The 16573-nt window shown below is 66.7% G+C and carries 14 protein-coding genes; 6 read left to right on the forward strand and 8 right to left on the reverse strand.

Annotated features, from left to right (window positions below; genetic code table 11):
* Positions 1–52: 52 nt before the first annotated feature.
* Both GV007_RS08395 and GV007_RS08400 read right to left on the reverse strand, forming a co-directional pair.
* Positions 53–811, reverse strand: a complete 759-nt coding sequence (locus GV007_RS08395; RefSeq protein WP_160071863.1) for a type 1 glutamine amidotransferase — start codon at positions 809–811, stop codon at positions 53–55.
* Positions 808–2091, reverse strand: coding sequence for a Mur ligase family protein (locus tag GV007_RS08400; protein WP_228503356.1), 1284 nt, complete (start codon positions 2089–2091; stop codon positions 808–810). Before GV007_RS08400 ends, GV007_RS08395 begins: the two co-directional genes overlap by 4 nt.
* A gap of 228 nt (positions 2092–2319) precedes the next feature.
* On the opposite strand from GV007_RS08400, the gene GV007_RS08405 reads away from it, so the two are divergent.
* Positions 2320–2559: a DUF7455 domain-containing protein gene (locus GV007_RS08405; RefSeq protein ID WP_160071864.1), complete on the forward strand. Its 240-nt coding sequence runs from the start codon at positions 2320–2322 to the stop codon at positions 2557–2559.
* A gap of 87 nt (positions 2560–2646) precedes the next feature.
* On the opposite strand, the gene GV007_RS08410 is transcribed toward GV007_RS08405, so the two are convergent.
* The 3 genes from GV007_RS08410 to GV007_RS08420 form a co-directional block, all read right to left on the reverse strand.
* Positions 2647–4053 carry an RNA polymerase sigma factor gene (locus GV007_RS08410; RefSeq protein ID WP_160071865.1) on the reverse strand — a complete coding sequence of 469 codons (1407 nt, stop codon included), beginning with the start codon at positions 4051–4053 and terminating at the stop codon, positions 2647–2649.
* 131 nt (positions 4054–4184) lie between these two features.
* Entirely contained in the window at positions 4185–5501 is a 1317-nt protein-coding gene (locus GV007_RS08415; protein ID WP_160071866.1) for an MFS transporter, read from the reverse strand.
* Between the two features lie 101 nt (positions 5502–5602).
* The gene (locus tag GV007_RS08420) at positions 5603–6517 is read right to left on the reverse strand and encodes a proteasome assembly chaperone family protein (RefSeq protein WP_104298722.1); all 915 of its coding nucleotides are present in this window, start codon (positions 6515–6517) and stop codon (positions 5603–5605) included.
* Positions 6518–6619: 102 nt separating this feature from the next.
* Between GV007_RS08420 and GV007_RS08425 the strand changes: the two genes are divergently transcribed.
* The 3 genes from GV007_RS08425 (at position 6620) to sucB (ending at position 11092) form a co-directional block, all read left to right on the forward strand.
* Positions 6620–8086 carry a leucyl aminopeptidase gene (locus tag GV007_RS08425; protein ID WP_160071867.1) on the forward strand — a complete coding sequence of 489 codons (1467 nt, stop codon included), beginning with the start codon at positions 6620–6622 and terminating at the stop codon, positions 8084–8086.
* A gap of 91 nt (positions 8087–8177) precedes the next feature.
* Positions 8178–9578, forward strand: coding sequence for a dihydrolipoyl dehydrogenase (lpdA, locus tag GV007_RS08430; protein ID WP_442960374.1), 1401 nt, complete (start codon positions 8178–8180; stop codon positions 9576–9578).
* Positions 9579–9610: 32 nt separating this feature from the next.
* The gene (sucB, locus tag GV007_RS08435; protein WP_104241359.1) at positions 9611–11092 is read left to right on the forward strand and encodes a 2-oxoglutarate dehydrogenase, E2 component, dihydrolipoamide succinyltransferase; all 1482 of its coding nucleotides are present in this window, start codon (positions 9611–9613) and stop codon (positions 11090–11092) included.
* 5 nt (positions 11093–11097) lie between these two features.
* Here the strand turns inward: sucB and GV007_RS08440 are convergent, their stop codons facing one another.
* Positions 11098–12831: a hypothetical protein gene (locus GV007_RS08440; protein WP_160071869.1), complete on the reverse strand. Its 1734-nt coding sequence runs from the start codon at positions 12829–12831 to the stop codon at positions 11098–11100.
* A 116-nt stretch (positions 12832–12947) separates the two neighbouring features.
* On the opposite strand from GV007_RS08440, the gene GV007_RS08445 reads away from it, so the two are divergent.
* Positions 12948–13667 (forward strand): DUF4191 domain-containing protein, encoded by a 720-nt coding sequence (locus tag GV007_RS08445; protein ID WP_104298719.1) that lies wholly within the window; start codon positions 12948–12950, stop codon positions 13665–13667.
* A 36-nt stretch (positions 13668–13703) separates the two neighbouring features.
* Here the strand turns inward: GV007_RS08445 and GV007_RS08450 are convergent, their stop codons facing one another.
* Positions 13704–14129 carry an RDD family protein gene (locus GV007_RS08450; protein WP_160071870.1) on the reverse strand — a complete coding sequence of 142 codons (426 nt, stop codon included), beginning with the start codon at positions 14127–14129 and terminating at the stop codon, positions 13704–13706.
* A gap of 166 nt (positions 14130–14295) precedes the next feature.
* Here GV007_RS08450 and glnA point away from each other — a divergent pair, with 166 nt between their 5' ends.
* Positions 14296–15720 (forward strand): type I glutamate--ammonia ligase, encoded by a 1425-nt coding sequence (glnA, locus tag GV007_RS08455; RefSeq protein WP_068492563.1) that lies wholly within the window; start codon positions 14296–14298, stop codon positions 15718–15720.
* Here the strand turns inward: glnA and GV007_RS08460 are convergent.
* Complete coding sequence (locus GV007_RS08460; RefSeq protein ID WP_160071871.1) at positions 15708–16214, reverse strand: tyrosine-type recombinase/integrase; 507 nt, start codon at positions 16212–16214, stop codon at positions 15708–15710. The two genes, glnA and GV007_RS08460, sit on opposite strands and share 13 nt — an antisense overlap.
* Positions 16215–16573 lie beyond the last annotated feature (359 nt).

Here is a 16573-nt window from a genome sequence, read left to right on the forward strand (position 1 = left end):
ACGCCAGCGCCCCGCTCAGACGCTCAGACGCTCAGACCGTCAGGCCACTGGGTCAGACTGCTGGAGCAGAGACGCCGATTCTCCGCATCAACGCGTGGCGTGCGTTCTGCGACCAGCCGTCAAGTCGTTCCAGCTCCGCCCCGCCGTCTCCGAGCGTGCGATCAGCATCGTGACGATGCACGGCCTGCTGCAGGAGCTGGTCTGCCAGCGTGGGGTTCAAGGCGAGGATGGGGCCGTGCAGGTGCGTCCCGATCGCGCCCAGGTGCTGTACGCCCTCGACTCCGCTGTTCTCCGAAGCTGAGCCGCCGTTGCCGAAGCCACGGACAACCTCGCCGAGCGGCTCCGACCCCGCGTCGAGAGAGGTGACGGCATTGTGGTTCGCGAACCCCGCGAGGAGTCCACCCGGGGTGCGCACGACCGTTTCCGCGACGCTCTGCGCCGGCTCTCGGACAGCCCTGGAGGCGAAGACGCCGAGACCGGTGAGCTCTCCGTCGTCGTGGGTGATGCTCGATCCGAGCAGCTCCCACCCTCCGCCGATCGCGAGCAGCGGCAGGCCGGCAGCGACGAGGTCGCGGAGCTGCTCAGCGTGCTGCAGCGCGTCAGCCTGCACGGTCTGAACAGCAGCAAGGGGGCCGGAGCCGACGTGCAGCAGGTCGATGTCGCCGGGCAGCGAGGCCGCCCCACGTCCGACGTTCACCACTTCGACGTCGAAGCCGCGCACGCGCGCACGCTTCGCGAGCACCGTGACGTTGCCGACATCTCCGTTGATCCCGAGCTCCACCGGGTAGAGGTGAGCGATTCGCAGCTTCATGAGTTGACCTTCCCCTCGATACCCGATTGCCCGAGTCGTCGGCGAATCGACATCATCTGCTCGTAGTTGACGATCATGGTCTTCATGCCACGGCTGGGCTTGGGCAGCGCCAGGAACTTGTCGAGTGCCTCCCCGAGACTGGGCTCCACGAGACCGACCGGAATGTCGCCGTAGCCGAGTCTCGTGGCGATCTGCCAGGCCTTCGTACCGGAGACCACGTCGACGTGCTCGAGGCGGCTGAGATCGGCACCGAAGATCCAGGACGGGTCGGGGGTTCCCTCGTCGACGGAGACGAACACCTGCTCCGGAGCCTCCTCGAGAGCATCGAGGTTCATCTGCAGGCTCGGCGGGTTCTTCATCATGATGATCTCGATGTCCTCCCCGCGGACACTCATCACCTCACCACGGCCGTACACGGTCTGCGACTCGCCGAGCGCCTCCGCGACGAGGGCGGGAACGAAGGAATCGCCGAGAATGCGCTGAGCAGTTGCTGCGGCACCAGCAGCGTCGAGCGCGTAGTGGAGGCCACGCGCCGGGAGACGGATCTCCAGCTCCTCGTCGCCGATCCTCAGGGTCGCATCGCGCCCCTGCAGTGCCACGACCTGCACAGCGCGCTCGCCAGCAGCGACTTCAACGCTCGCGGCTGAGATGTCATCGAAGTTCGAGAGACCGTTCGGGGACTGCTCGATGAGCTCAGGAGCGACCCCGAACCAGGTCACCGGAGCATCCAGAGACACGGGAAGGCCGCGAAGCGATGCGTCATCGGCGTTCAGGACGCTGAAGTCGCCGCACGCCGCCGCGATGGTCCTGAGGAATTCAGTGACCCGAGACGGGTCGTAGAAGCGGTTCAGCTGATCGACCTGCACGTTGAGGAGCAGCACCCCGCGTGGGTGCAGGTGCGGGAGGAGGCGGGGCCCGTACGCCTCGTCGACCTCGAGGACTGCGATGTCCGCTCGCAGGTTGCCGTTGACGTCCACATCCGGAAGCATCGACGACGCTATGCCCTGCGGCAGGTTGCCGCCGGAGGAGTTCGTGAACACCCTGAGCCCGTGCCGCCGAAGCATCCGGGTCAGGAAGTGCGTCGTCGTCGACTTGCCGTTCGACCCGGAGACGAAGATGACGCCGAGCGGGAGCTTCGCCACGGCCGTCTCGAGGAAGTCCGGGGAGATGGCGAGCGCCACCCTGCCGGGGACTGCTGAGCCGCCTCCGCGGAGACGCATCGCTCCGCGCGCGCTCCGTCCGAGACCGACGGCGATCATCCGCCGCAGCTTGCCACCCATGCACACTCCTCATCCTGCGCAACCACGTGCGCGTCAGCGTCTGCGGCGAGGATCCCCCTGCTCGCCGACCGCGGCCAGTATCTCACGCGCCCACGACGGACCCCGGGTCGTCACGCGGGCGAAACACTGCTACGCGCAGGGCGAACCTGACCGCGGAAAGCACACGGGAATCCGGTGCCCGTGCTCTAATTGTCCTGATCGGCAGATCACTGAAGCTTTGGAGGCATCATGACGGAAAGCACAACGGCCCTGCGCACCGACTCGGCGCCAATTGCCGCAACAGACCGTTGCGACGCGTGTGGAGCTCAGGCCTACGTCCGCGTCCAGCTGAGCGCAGGCGAACTCCTCTTCTGCGCGCACCACGCGACGCGCCACGAAGAGAAGCTCCGCCAGCAGGCGGTCGCCTGGCACGACGAGACCTCGCGTCTGCACGGCGACAAGGCTGCGGCTGGTCAGCCGGCGGAGTAGCCGCCACCGAGACAGCACCGCGGTCCGACCGCGAACGACGAAGGCCCGGATGCATGCATCCGGGCCTTCGTCGTGCTGGGTTCGTGCCTACTCGAGGTAGTCGCGCAACGACTGCGAGCGTGACGGGTGACGCAGCTTCGCCATCGTCTTCGACTCGATCTGGCGGATACGCTCGCGGGTCACGCCGAACGTGTCGCCGATCTGGTCCAGCGTCTTCGGCATGCCGTCTCCGAGGCCGAAGCGCATGCGGATGACGCCAGCTTCGCGCTCTGCAAGCGAGTCGAGCAGTGACTCGAGCTGACGCTGCAGCATCGTGAAGCTGACCGCGTCGGCTGGAACGACAGCCTCGGTGTCCTCGATGAGGTCACCGAACTCGCTGTCGCCGTCTTCACCGAGGGGCGTGTGGAGCGAGATCGGCTCGCGACCGTACTTCTGCACCTCGACGACCTTCTCGGGCGTCATGTCGAGCTCCTTGGCGAGCTCCTCAGGCGTGGGCTCGCGACCGAGGTCCTGCAGCATCTGGCGCTGCACGCGAGCCAGCTTGTTGATGACCTCGACCATGTGCACCGGGATGCGGATCGTGCGGGCCTGGTCGGCCATGGCACGCGTGATCGCCTGGCGGATCCACCAGGTGGCGTACGTCGAGAACTTGAAGCCCTTCGTGTAGTCGAACTTCTCGACTGCACGGATGAGACCCATGTTTCCCTCCTGGATCAGGTCCAGGAACTGCATGCCGCGACCCGTGTACCGCTTGGCGAGGCTCACGACCAGTCGGAGGTTGGCGCCGAGCAGGTGGCTCTTCGCGCGATCTCCGTCGCGGGAGACCCACTTGAGTTCGCGAACGAGCTGCTTGTCGAGCTCGCCCTCCTGCTCCTTGAGCTTCTCGGCGGCGAACAGCCCCGCCTCGATGCGCATGGCGAGGTCGACCTCTTCGGCCGCGTTCAGCAGCGCGACCTTTCCGATCTGCTTCAGGTAGTCCTTGACGGGGTCGGCCGTCGCACCGGTGATCGCAGCGGAGTAGACCGGGGTCTCCTCCTCGTCGTCACTCGGCGTGAGCACGATGGCGCCCTTGACGCGCGCCTTCTCAGAGTCGGCCTTCGCGTCCTTCGGGTCGGCTGGCTTGACCGAATCGTCGTCGGAGTCGGCTGCGTCGGACGCATCCGCGTCGACATCGACCTCTTCGATCTCGCCTTCTTCGACGCCGTCTTCCGGCTCGTCGCCCTCAGCCTTCTTCTTCGTCGCCGCGCGCTTGCGGGGCGCTGCCTTAGCTGGCGCGCCCTCCGAGGCAGTCGCTGCCTTGCGCTTCGCGGGTGCGCGCTTCGCGGCAGGCTTCTTAGCGCCCGCGGCTTCGTCAGCTGCGCTCTCGGTCTCGACAGCGGCACTCGATTCGGCGCTCGCCTTCTTGACCGGCGCTGCGCGCTTGCGCGCTGGCGCCTTCTTGATGTCCTCGGTTGCTTCTGCAGTAGCCGTGGTAGCTCCCGTGCGTGTCGCCATGTTCAGACCCCTCTCGTCACGGTGCGGGCATAAGGAAGGCCCTTGTCAAGTCTGCGCAGAGGCAGACCCGCAGGGTCCATCCGTTGATTATGGCACGGTTTCGGGAGAAACCTTGGATTCACGCGTGAGATTCACATCCCACGCCTGCCCGACCCGAACCATCTCCTGCCTATTGCAACCCAGAGCGGGTCGATGATTATTCCCTCATCGCGCGCCATGCGGCCCCTCGTGCGTCGCCTGCTGAGCAGCAGGCCGCTCAGCCCGATGAGCATGATGCCGGGGATCACCCAGAACGCGAGCTTGTACTGCTGCCAGTCCACTGCTCCCGCGACGCCGATGCCGAGCCCATCCAGCGAGATGCCGATCAGGAACATGGTCGTGAAGCTGGCGACGAAACCTCCGACGTTCACGATGCCGGACGCCGATCCGAGGCTCGAAGCGGGGTTGAAGGTGCGGGCGTAGTCGAAGCCGATCGCCGAGCCCGAGCCGCCGATGCCCATCACGACGAGGAGCACGATCAGGAGCCAGAGCGGCGGCAGGCCGGGCCACAGGAGCACCGTCACCCAGACGCCCAAGATGAGTAGGGCGCAGATCAGCACGAGGTTGGAGCGCCGGAGCGGGTATCGCCCCGTGAGCACCCCGAGGAATGGGCCTAGGACCATTCCCGCGAGCACGATCACGGGGAGCAGCGACGAAGCAAGTGCCGGCTCCAGCCCCATGCCCTGCGTCATGAGCGGGAACCCCCACAGCAGGCCGAAGACCGTTCCAGGGAACTGCGTCGTGAAGTGCGCCCAGAAGCCGAGCCTCGTCCCCGGGCGGCGCGCGGCCTGGGCGACCTTCCCCATGACGCCACGGACGCTGATCGCCTCGCCGGCTCTGCGCAGCTCCGGGCTATCCCGCAGGAACACCGCGACCGCGACCGAGGTGATCAGTGCAAGGCTCGCGACGGAGAGGAACGCCGGCGTCCAGGACGTGGACCGCAGCAGGAAGCCGAACGGGACAGCAGAGAGCACCTGTCCCAGCTGGCCGAGGTTGCCGTACCACTGCACGAAGACCGGCACCCGCCGCGGCGGGAACCACGCGGCGATGATCCGGAGTCCTGAGACGAAGGTCGTCGCGTCCCCGGCCCCGACGAGCATCCGGCCCATGACCGCGACACCGAGTTCCGGCGCCAGCGCCACGATCAGCTGCCCTCCGGACATGAGCAGTGCGCCGACGAGGATGAGCCTCGACGGCCCGAATCGATCGAGCAGCATGCCGACCGGAATCTGCAGAGCGGCATAGACCGCCAGCTGCGCGACGGCCAGCGTCGACAGCGCAGCGGCCCCGACCTCGAAACGCTCACTGGCGAGCACGCCGGCGACCCCGAGTGACGATCGCTGCGTGACGGCGACCATGTAGGCGATCGCCGTGATGGCGAACATCGCGGGAGCAAGGCGGCGGTTCATCTGAGCTATTGTCTCGCGTCCCGCCGCCAGGAAACGCCACACGGCACAGACGAGAAGACCGTCACACCGAAACGGCCACCGGGAAGAACCCGGGCAGCGCCTCAGGCGTCGTCGTCGCGGCCGAGCGCCAGATAGCGCTCGATCTCCGCGGCGAGCTGGTCTGCAGAGGGCAGCTCGCCGGCCGCGTCCTCGAAGTCGTTGGTCACCGCAAGATTCTGGAGGTAGGCGTCGTGCTGCGTCTCCAGGGCGTGGATGAGCTTCTGCCCGTCGGGATTGGACTCGAGCTCGGCATCGACGCCAGCACGGAACGTGCGATCGCGCTCACGCAACGCCTCGGTTGCGATCATTCGCCCCGTCGCGCTCCCCAGAGCGGACAGCGCCGCGACTGCCCCTGCCGGCACGGAGGAGTCTGCGACGTAGTGCGGAATCAGCATCGCGAGGCTCAGTACGGGATGGCCAAGCTCCTCAGCCCGGACCTGGAAGTACTGCATGACGTGAGCCGGCGCCTCGGTCGTCGGGTTCCACACGGAGAGGGAATCCACGAGCTCCTCGCGATTGCCGGTCGCGGCGATGCGAATGGGACGCGTGTGGGGAACCGGCATGGGCACAGCGTGCACCCAGGTCGTCGACGAGACCTCGAGCGCGTCGACGGCATCCACGAGCGCCTCGCTGAAGAGCCGCCACCGGTAGTCGGGTTCGAAGCCCGAGAGGAACAGGAACTCCTGGCCGAGCTCATCTGCGACGAGCCTGAGGTCGAGACGAGGTGACGACACGGACTTCACTCGACCGTTCGAGACGGACACGATCGGGCGCCGCGCACGGTAATCGTAGAGCTCGTCGACATCGAACTCCGCGACGATCCGGGCGTCCTCGTCGAGACCGATGATCTCGTCGGAGACCTGCGCCGCCACGGCTCCGGCGTCGTGACCGCCACGCAGCGCGACGATGAGGGGCAGGCCTGCAGGGACGTCATGCCATGCGGCAGCCACTCGGAAGATGCGCTCAGTCTCGCTCATGGCTCCAATGCTAGGTCGGAAGGCTGACGTTGGTACGGGCGTTCGCGCTTGGCGCACGAGACGGCAGGCCTGGCCCCGCGCGCTCGCAATATGCTGGCCTGCATGACGCTTGCCACCCTGGAACTCGCCGAATCCGCTCCCGATGCACAGCTGCTGGTGCTCCCCGTGACCCGACTGGAGGAATCGCTCACCGTCTCGGCTCCCGCCGGTCTGCCAGACCTCGAGCCGTATCTCGAGGCCACGGGCTTCCTGGGCAAGAGCGGTGATACGCAGAAGATCGCCATCCCGGTCGACGGCGGCGTCAGAGCGGCCATCGCCCTCGGTCTCGGCGACGCGAGCGACGAGGAGCAGGCAAGGCGAGCAGGAGGCGCACTGGCTCGCGCGGTCGCCACCTCGGCCATCTCCGTCGACGTCGACGCCCTCGAACCCGCGATCCGCGAGGCGGTCCTCCTCGGCGCCGTCCTGGCCAGCTACCGCTTCACGCCATACAAGTCCGAGGAAGATGACGCCGCGCTGGCCACGATCAGCGTCGTGACTGCCGATGAGGCTCGCGCATCCGCCGAGATCGCCAGGGTGAGCGCCATCGCGTCGTCCGTCGCTCTGGTCCAGGATGCCGTCAACACGCCACCGAACGACCTCCCGCCCGCCGCCCTCGCCGATATCGCGGTGCGAGTCGCAGAGTCGAAGGGCATCGAGTCACGGGTCTGGGACGCCGAGCAGCTGCGCGACGGGGGCTTCGGCGGTCTGACGGCCGTCGGACAGGGCTCCTCGCGCGGCCCACGTCTCGTCCGTCTCGACTACCGGCCGGAAGGCGCCCAGCTGCACGTCGCGCTCGTCGGGAAGGGCATCACCTTCGACACGGGCGGGCTCTCGCTCAAGCCTGCCGGCTCGATGGTCGGCATGAAGTTCGACATGGCCGGAGCCGCGACGATCGTCGGCGTGCTGCAGGCCGCGGTGGAGCTCGACATCAAGGTCGCCATCACGGGCTGGCTCTGCATCGCCGAGAACATGCCTTCGAGCACCGCCACACGGCCCGACGACGTCGTGACGATCTACGGCGGCAAGACCGTCGAGATCACCAACACCGACGCGGAGGGCCGCATCGTCATGGCCGACGGCATCGCCGCTGCCAGCGAGGAGCACCCCGACCTCATCATCGACATCGCGACGCTGACCGGCGCCCAGATCGTCGCCCTCGGCGACCGCACCACCGCGGTCATGGGCAACGACGACGCCTGGATCAGCAGTGTCGTCGAGGCATCGCGCTCGATCGGCGAGCCCTCCTGGGCGATGCCCATCCCAGAGGAGGTCGGCGACACGCTCAAGTCCCCCGTCGCGGACCTCGCCAACATGCGCTCCGGCAACCGCTCGGCCGGCATGCTCGTCGCGGCCGCGTTCCTCGAGCGCTTCGTCGGCGAACGAGCCGACGGCGAAGGCGCCATCCCCTGGGTGCACCTCGACATCGCGGGCCCCTCGAACAACACCTCGGCCGCCTACGGCTACGTCCCCAAGGGCGCCACCGGCGTGATGGTGCGAACGCTCATCGCACTGCTCGAGTCCCGTTCCTGAGCTGGTTATTCCTGCCAGTTCGACGCGTGTAGGCTTCCCTGAGGGGTAATTTCGCCGCGCGTGGCGACCAGAAACCGGCCGCCGCTTCTCTATGAATTCCATTGAGGGAGTTTTCCGGGTGTCAGAACACAATTTCGACCTCGTCGTCCTTGGCGGAGGAAGTGCGGGATACGCCGCAGCTATCCGCGCCGTTCAGCTGGGCTCAACCGTCGCTCTGGTTGAGAAGGACAAGCTCGGAGGCACCTGCCTCCACCGTGGCTGCGTGCCTACGAAGGCCATGCTCCACGCGGCAGAGCTTGCCGACAACGCACACGAGGCATCATCGGTCGGTGTGCTCACCGAGTTCCAGGGCGTCGACATCGTGAAGGTCAACGCCTTCCGCGAGGGTATCGTCGCCAGCAAGTTCAAGGGCCTCCAGGGCCTCCTGAAGGCCAAGGGCGTCACCGTCTTCCAGGGAGAGGGAAAGCTCGTCTCCCCCACGACCGTCCAGGTCGGAGACGACACGCTCACGGGCAAGAACGTCGTCCTCGCAACCGGGTCCTTCTCGCGTTCACTGCCAGGCCTCGAGATCTCGGGCAACGTCATCACGAGCGAGCAGGCGCTCGAGCTCGAATGGCTCCCGAACCGCGTCGTCATCCTCGGTGGCGGCGTCATCGGCCTGGAGTTCGCCAGCGTCTGGCGTTCGTTCGGCGTCGAGGTCACGATCGTCGAGGGCCTCAAGCACCTCGCTCCGGCTGAAGAGGAGTCCGTCTCCAAGCAGCTCGAGCGCGCCTACAAGAAGCGTGGCATCGACTTCAAGCTCGGCGTCCGCTTCAAGGGCGTCACGCAGGACGAGTACGGCGTGCACGTCGAGCTCGAGTCGGGCGACGTGCTCGACGCCGACCTGCTCCTCGTCGCGGTCGGTCGCGGCCCAGTGACCGACGGCATCGGCCTCGAAGAGGTCGGCGTCACGACGGACCGCGGCTTCGTGCCCGTCGACGAGACGCTGCAGACCAATGTCCCCGGCGTCTACGCCATCGGCGACATCGTTCCCGGCCTCCAGCTCGCGCACCGCAGCTACCAGCACGGCATCTACGTGGCCGAGCAGATCGCCGGCCTCAACCCCGTGCAGGTCGAGGACATCAACATCCCGAAGATCACGTACTCCGACCCGGAGATCGCTTCTGTCGGCTACTCCGAGGCGAAGGCGAAGGAGAAGTTCGGCGACGACGCCATCTCCACCGCCGAGTACAACCTTGCGGGCAACGCGAAGAGCTCGATCCTCGGCACAAGTGGCACCGTCAAGCTCGTGCGCGTCAACGACGGCCCGATCGTCGGTGTCCACATGATCGGCGGCCGCGTCGGCGAGCTCGTGAGCGAAGCTCAGCTCATCGTCAACTGGGAGGCCTACCCAGAGGACGTCGCGCACCTCATCCACGCCCACCCGACGCAGGGTGAGACGATCGGCGAGGCAGCGCGTCTGCTCGCCGGAGTCCCGCTGCACGCCCTCTGACCAGCCAGAACCACTCAAGGAGAACCCACATCATGAGCGAAGACGTAACGCTCCCGGCACTCGGCGAGAGTGTCACCGAAGGAACCGTCACCCGCTGGCTGAAGAGCGTCGGCGACACCGTCGAGGTCGACGAGCCACTGCTCGAGGTCTCGACGGACAAGGTCGACACCGAGATCCCGTCGCCCATCGCCGGCGTCCTCGAGGAGATCCTCGTGGGCGAAGACGAGACCGTCGAGGTCGGCGCAGTGCTCGCTCGCCTCGGCGACGGCTCTGGCGCGTCGTCTTCCGACGACAGCGCCCCTGCGGCCGAAGAGGCTCAGGCCGAGCCCGAGGTCGAGGAAGCAGCCGAGTCGACCTCGCAGCCCGCCGCGGCTCCCGAGGCCGAAGAGGCCCCTGCAGACAAGGAAGACGAGGGCTACGCAGAGCCGGCTCCCGAGAAGGAGACGACGTCTGAGGCTCCCGCCAAGCAGGCAGCGACCCCCGCCGCTCAGACGGCGCAGCAGTCCGCTTCCGCTCCGAAGCCGCCGGCGCAGCCCAAGCAGCCTTCGCAGCCCAAGCAGGCTGGGGAGACGGCTCAGGCCGCCTCGAGCTCCGACCCCCGCTACGTCACGCCGCTCGTTCGCAAGCTCGCGGCAGACGCTGGCGTCGACCTCTCGAAGGTCCAGGGCACCGGAGTCGGCGGGCGCATCCGCAAGGAAGACGTCGTCGCCTTCGCGGAGTCGAGCAAGTCCGCAGCTCCGGCAGCGGCAGCCTCGGCCGGCACCCCCGGCGAGCCCACTCCGTTCGAGGTCTCCGAGCTGCGTGGCACGACGGCGAAGATGTCGCGTCTTCGCAAGGTCGTCGCCGAGCGTGCTGTCGCTTCGATGAACTCGACGGCACAGCTCACGACGGTCGTCGAGGTCGACGTGACTCGCATTGCGCAGCTGCGCGACCGCGTCAAGGGCGACTTCCACGCGAAGACGGGCAACAAGCTCTCGTTCCTGCCGTTCTTCACTCTCGCGGCCGCCGAAGCGCTCCAGAGCTTCCCGATCATCAACTCCACGGTCGACGGGGACTCCATCGTCTACCCGGAGTCCGAGAACATCGCGATGGCGGTCGACACCGAGCGCGGCCTGCTCACGCCGGTCATCAAGAAGGCGTCGCAGTTCGACATCGCCGGCCTCGCAGGGCAGATCGCTGATCTCGCCGAGCGCACTCGCGACAACAAGCTGCTCCCAGACGAGCTGGCGGGAGGAACGTTCACGGTCACGAACACGGGCTCGCGCGGCGCGCTGTTCGACACGCCAGTCGTCTTCCTGCCGCAGAGCGCGATCCTGGGTACCGGCATCGTCGCGAAGCGTCCGGCTGTCGTGAAGACCGCGGACGGCCAGGAGTCCATCGCGATTCGCTCGCTGGTCTTCCTCGCGCTGAGCTACGACCACCGCATCATCGACGGTGCCGACGCGGCTCGCTTCCTCTCGCAGGTGAAGAACCGCCTCGAAGAGGGCGCGTTCGAAGGGCAGCTCGGACTCTAGAGCCGTCACTGAGGAGCTGCCGCTCCTCGGACATCCCGCAGACGCCAACCGGCCTCCCCACGAGCGATCGTGAGGGAGGCCGGTGGTGTCTCTGCGGCCTGGACCGCGTCCGCTGGCCACAGATCAACCACGACGAGGTCGCCGTAGCGATCCCTGAGCGTCGCTGCTGTCAGCCCTGCGAGCTGGTCTGATGTGCCCCCACCGCGGGCGAGGTCCGCGTGCAGACCCGGCGCGTCACTCTGGTAGACCTCCTCGAGGCAACCCACCGTCGCGCTGGCTAGGCACTCGGCCCGCCGTTCGACCAGGGCCAGCACGGCGACGGTCGGATCGTCCGCCATGGTGCGTGCGCGCCAGTCAGGGGCCGCAGCTGAGTCGGCGACGGGTATCGTCTCGTTCACCGGCGGGTTCCCGGAGCTCGGAGAGTCCGGCCCAGCGGTGTGTGCGGGCCCGGCATCGCTCGTTGGCACGGTCGACGCCGAACTCTCTCCCCCACCAGGTACCTCACCGAGCAGCCCCAGGGCCGCGGCGCAGATGCACAGGACCACTGCGGCAGCTGCCGCGATGCGAAAGGGGAGCCTGATGGTGCCCAGCGTGCGGCGAAGGAAGCCGGGTTGCCGACGCGCCAGCTGCCTCCTCCTGCTTGGCCCGCCGCGAGACACCCGCCGATCGGGAGTCTCGGGGCGATCTCGACGTCTGGCTTCCCCACGGGCCTGCACGGGGTGCCCGCGGCGGACGACTCTTCCTGTTCCTGCGTCCACGAAGTCGCCGTCTGCCTCGTCTGCATCGTCGTCATCGCCGTCGAGCAGCGAGTTGGTCAAGCGGCGTGTGTCGGCACCCGCAGGATCGAAGTCATCGTGCCCGCCGGTAGCCGGAGCCACGTGCGGCAGCGTCGACTCGTGCGCCAGCAAGGCCCGACGTGGAGAGCGCTCTCCCGCAGCCGGGTCCTGGATGTCACTGGCATCGTGCCAGGCGAAGAGCGCGTCGAGCAGGCGCTCGGGCAGCTCAGCATCCACATCACCGCTCAAGCACCTGTCGAGTTCGCGCTCGAGTGCCGCCGGCAGCTCGAGCTCGGTCGGCAGCTGCGCGAGGACCAGATCGGCGAAGCCCTCGAAGGCCTTCCAGTCGCGGACGATGCCGGGCTGCAGCCGGTCGTCGAACCCCTCGAGGCGTGACAGCGTGTCCCACCTCTTGACGACGGGTCGCCCCTGAGCGGTGAGCCGAACGTCCTCGAGGCCCAAGCCGCCGAGAGCGAGGCCCGCTCGGTGAAGCTCGGCGAGCGTCTCGGCGAGCGGGGCGAGGATCGTCACGATCTCACCGGTCGCGAGGGGGTATGGCCGGTCGAGCAGCTCCCCCACGCTGGATCCGATCGTCGCCTCGAGTACCGCCACGGCCTCTCGGCGATCCGTCAGACCAATGTCGAGCAGCACGGGGATGCTCGGGGCGCTGACCTCGTCGAAGACCTCGCAGAGCTCGGTGAGCGTCGGTCCCCCGCTCGCCTCGACCTCCACGACAAGCTCAACCGTGCCGTCGAGAGCTGCGGCAGGAAGCTGCGGTTGCGAGACGTCTGCTGCCCCGGAGAGCCATTCCTCCTCATCCGGTGCCGCCTGCTCCCTCGACACCGCCAGGAGGCGATGCCAGGCGCCGGTATCGTCGAGCACCTCGACGACCCGCCAGCCCACGACGTCGAAGTACTCGGGGCGGTCGAGGCGGTCGGTTCCCGGCAGATTTCTGGCTCGCACAACGGGAGTCTGACGGTCCCCACACCAGCGGAGTGCACCAGCTTCATCGTCTGTGGAGAAGTCGTCACGAGTCCGAATGTGAATACGGGGTGAAGTGCCGGTATTCTGGATGCACTATGGCGAACTCTCCACAAGCCAGCGCAGCAGCGGAAAAAGAACCAGGTCGCTTCAAGCAGATCTGGCAAGTCCTCAAGATGACGGTCAAGTACGACAAGACCGCACCTTGGATCATGGCCGCTGCCGTGCTCGTCCCCCTGATCATCGCAGCGCTCGTGAGCATCTTCCTGCCCGGATCGAACGCGCTCATCTGGATCCTCACGATGATCCTCGGCCTCATGGTCGGCGTGCTCCTCTTCATGTTCACGCTCAACTGGCGCGCCGAGCGGGTGGCCTTCGGGCAGCTCGAAGGACGTGCCGGTGCTACCGGCCAGGTGCTCACCAGCGCCATGCGCGGAACCTGGCAGACCAGCGAGATGCCGGTCGCCTTCAACGCGAAGACGCAGGATGCGGTCTACCGTGCGATCGGCAAGCCCGGCGTTGTCATCCTCACCGAAGGCAGCAAGTCCGGCACCAAGCGACTGCTCGACGACGAGCGGCGCAAGACCGCGCGAATCCTGCCCAACGTGCCCATCCACCACTTCCATGTGGGGACTGGCGCCGACGACGTGAAGCTCGTCAAGGTGCGCAAGACCCTCAACAAGCTCCCGAAGAAGCTCACCAAGCCGGAGATCGTCGCCGTCACGAGCCGACTCAAGGCGCTCGGCAGCAACGCGCTCCCGATCCCCAAGGGCATTGACCCGATGCGGATGCGCTCGTCGCGTTCGCAGATGCGCTGATCCGCAGCATCCCCGCCAGAGACTCGCCCTGTCGCTCTACACGAGCCGCAGGGCGAGTTTTGTCATGATGTCGTGGCCTCCGCGCTGGTCGCTGTCCCAGACGAGCATGGGCAGAACGAGGGTCACGAGGAGCTGGCGGACGAGGGGACGCACGTACCCGGGTGCGGAGCCATCGAGTCTGGTCACGCGCATCCGGAACAGCAGGTGTCCCGCCGATCCCCCGAAGAGCATGATGCCGACGGAGCTCATGGAGAAGAAGAGGAGCAGGATCGCGATCGACTCGTAGTCGAAGAAGAGGAACGCAACGCCGGCAGCGAGGGCGTAGTCCACGATGAGGGCAGGGACGCGTCGACGCATGGGCCCGATCGAGCCTCGCCCTTCCTCGGGGTAGCCGAGGCGGTAGCCCGGGTAGCGGTTGTTCTCCGGCCGTGCGAACTCCGGACTGCTTGACTGTGCGGGCATCCGAACAGTTTACCTTCGCCATCCGAGCCTGCTCGGTGCCCGAGCCCCACATATCACGCTCTGCGTAACGTGCACGAAACATAACAGTGACCAAGGGGCAACAGCGAGTGGTTAGCTTGTGACAGGACCCCGTCCGCCAACACCTTCGACACGACCCGGAGAAGCCATGTTCAAAGAACCGTCTGAAGTCCTCGCCTATATCGCCGATAACGATGTCAAGTTCCTCGACATCCGCTTCACCGACCTCCCGGGTGTGCAGCAGCACTTCAACATCCCCGCGTCGACCGTCGACGAGGAGTTCTTCTCCGTCGGCCAGCTCTTCGATGGCTCCTCGATCCGCGGTTTCGCGTCGATCCACGAGTCGGACATGCAGCTCATCCCCGACGTGACGACCGCGTACCTCGACCCGTTCCGCGACGCGAAGACCCTGATCATGGTCTTCGACATCTACAACCCGCGCACCGGTGAGATCTACCACCGCGACCCGCGCCAGGTCGCGAAGAAGGCTGTCGACTACCTGTCCTCGACGGGCATCGCCGACACGGCGTTCTTCGCTCCCGAGGCCGAGTTCTACATCTTCGACGACGTGCGCTACTCCGTGACGTCGAACCAGAGCTTCTACTCGGTCGACTCCGAAGAGGGCGCCTGGAACTCCGGCCGCGAAGAAGAGGGCGGCAACCTCGGCAACAAGACGCCGTTCAAGGGTGGCTACTTCCCCGTCTCCCCCGTCGACAAGACGGCAGACCTGCGCGACGACATCACGCTCAAGCTCATCGAGGCTGGCTTCATCCTCGAGCGCTCGCACCACGAGGTGGGCACCGGCGGGCAGCAGGAGATCAACTACCGCTTCGACACGATGGTCAGCGCTGCAGATGACATCCTGAAGTTCAAGTACATCGTCAAGAACACCGCTGAGCAGTGGGGCAAGTCGGCCACGTTCATGCCGAAGCCGCTCTACAACGACAATGGCTCGGGCATGCACACGCACCAGTCGCTCTGGAAGGATGGCGAGCCGCTCTTCTACGACGAGGCCGGCTACGGTTCGCTCTCCGACACGGCTCGCTGGTACATCGGCGGTCTGCTTGCGCACGCCAACTCGCTCGCGGCGTTCACCAACCCGACGACGAACTCCTACCACCGTCTGGTGAAGGGCTTCGAGGCTCCCATCAACCTGGTCTACTCGGCAGGAAACCGCTCGGCTGCGATCCGTATCCCGATCACGGGCTCCAACCCGAAGGCGAAGCGCATCGAGTTCCGCGCACCGGACGCCTCGGCCAACCCGTACCTCGCGTTCGCCGCCCAGCTCATGGCAGGCCTCGACGGCATCCAGAACCGCATCGAGCCGCACGAGCCCGTCGACAAGGACCTCTACGAGCTTCCCCCGGAAGAGGCGAAGAGCATCCCGCAGCTCGCCACCTCGCTGCCTGAGGCGCTCGCAGCTCTCGAGGCTGACCACGAGTACCTCACCAAGGGCAACGTCTTCACGCCGGAGCTCATCGAGAACTGGATCAACTACAAGACGGTCAACGAAGTGCAGCCGCTCGCGCAGCGTCCGCACCCGTACGAGTTCGAGCTCTACTACGGGGTGTAGCTAGATACCAACGATTCCGGGCCTTGTGTCCGCACCGTGTCCGCACGAGCAGTGAACGCCTTCGCGATCGCCGCTCGTGCGGACTCGTCTGTGTCCGGCCACAAGTGGCCGTAGGTGTCGAGCGTCGTCTTTGCGGACGAGTGCCGCAGACGCGCCTGGACGACCTTCACGCTGAGCCCCTCATGGATGAGGAGGCTCGCGAAGTAGTGCCGCAGGTCATGGATGCGGAAGCCATCCGGCAGCCACTCGACGTTGACGCGCACGCGCCGGAACTCCTCCTCGATGCGGTAGGGCGAGACGGTGCGGCCGAACGCGCCGACGACGAGCGTCTCGCTCCCCCACTTCTGCGGGACTCGGTTCAGCTCGAGCGCGAGCTCGGCGGGGATCGGGATCGCGTTCTTCGACTCGTCAGTCTTGAGCGGTTCCGCCGGCCACTGGATCCCGAGTCCGTGTCGCACGAGAACGTCGACGCGCTGCTTGGGGCGGTAGGGCATGCGAACGACGTCATCCGCGAGATCATCGCGGGGGCCTCAGGCTCCTAGAGCACGCACGGAGAGCCCAGCACCCGAGCGTGCTGGGCTCTCTTCGCGTCCGTGGGGGCGAGATCCCTCTTAGCTCGGGCGGGAGCCAAACTTGTCGGTTTGAGATGTCCTCTGACTCTCGAGCCAGTCGATGTACTCCCCCCCCCACTCGTACAGCATTGTCTGCGGCGTGGGATTGAAGAACCGCGGACCGCCTGAGCGCTGGCGTTGCGAGGCGATTTTTCGCACGGTGAGCCCCGGTACGCGTTCACACGGCTGTACGGGCGAGCGATATTCCGGGGGCCCCTCTGTCGAATGACGCACTGCAGTTC

Origin of the sequence: Pseudoclavibacter sp. 8L (genome assembly GCF_902506465.1) — a bacterium.
Taxonomy (GTDB): domain Bacteria; phylum Actinomycetota; class Actinomycetes; order Actinomycetales; family Microbacteriaceae; genus Pseudoclavibacter.

Bases quoted from the DNA above. Each gene is read 5' to 3' on its own strand.
- GV007_RS08395 (WP_160071863.1), bottom strand. From the start codon at position 811: ATGAAGCTGCGAATCGCTCACCTCTACCCGGTGGAGCTCGGGATCAAC.
- GV007_RS08400 (WP_228503356.1), bottom strand. From the start codon at position 2,091: ATGGGTGGCAAGCTGCGGCGGATGATCGCCGTCGGTCTCGGACGGAGC.
- GV007_RS08405 (WP_160071864.1), top strand. From the start codon at position 2,320: ATGACGGAAAGCACAACGGCCCTGCGCACCGACTCGGCGCCAATTGCC.
- GV007_RS08410 (WP_160071865.1), bottom strand. From the start codon at position 4,053: ATGGCGACACGCACGGGAGCTACCACGGCTACTGCAGAAGCAACCGAG.
- GV007_RS08415 (WP_160071866.1), bottom strand. From the start codon at position 5,501: ATGAACCGCCGCCTTGCTCCCGCGATGTTCGCCATCACGGCGATCGCC.
- GV007_RS08420 (WP_104298722.1), bottom strand. From the start codon at position 6,517: ATGAGCGAGACTGAGCGCATCTTCCGAGTGGCTGCCGCATGGCATGAC.
- GV007_RS08425 (WP_160071867.1), top strand. From the start codon at position 6,620: ATGACGCTTGCCACCCTGGAACTCGCCGAATCCGCTCCCGATGCACAG.
- lpdA (WP_442960374.1), top strand. From the start codon at position 8,178: ATGAATTCCATTGAGGGAGTTTTCCGGGTGTCAGAACACAATTTCGAC.
- sucB (WP_104241359.1), top strand. From the start codon at position 9,611: ATGAGCGAAGACGTAACGCTCCCGGCACTCGGCGAGAGTGTCACCGAA.
- GV007_RS08445 (WP_104298719.1), top strand. From the start codon at position 12,948: ATGGCGAACTCTCCACAAGCCAGCGCAGCAGCGGAAAAAGAACCAGGT.
- GV007_RS08450 (WP_160071870.1), bottom strand. From the start codon at position 14,129: ATGCCCGCACAGTCAAGCAGTCCGGAGTTCGCACGGCCGGAGAACAAC.
- glnA (WP_068492563.1), top strand. From the start codon at position 14,296: ATGTTCAAAGAACCGTCTGAAGTCCTCGCCTATATCGCCGATAACGAT.
- GV007_RS08460 (WP_160071871.1), bottom strand. From the start codon at position 16,214: ATGCCCTACCGCCCCAAGCAGCGCGTCGACGTTCTCGTGCGACACGGA.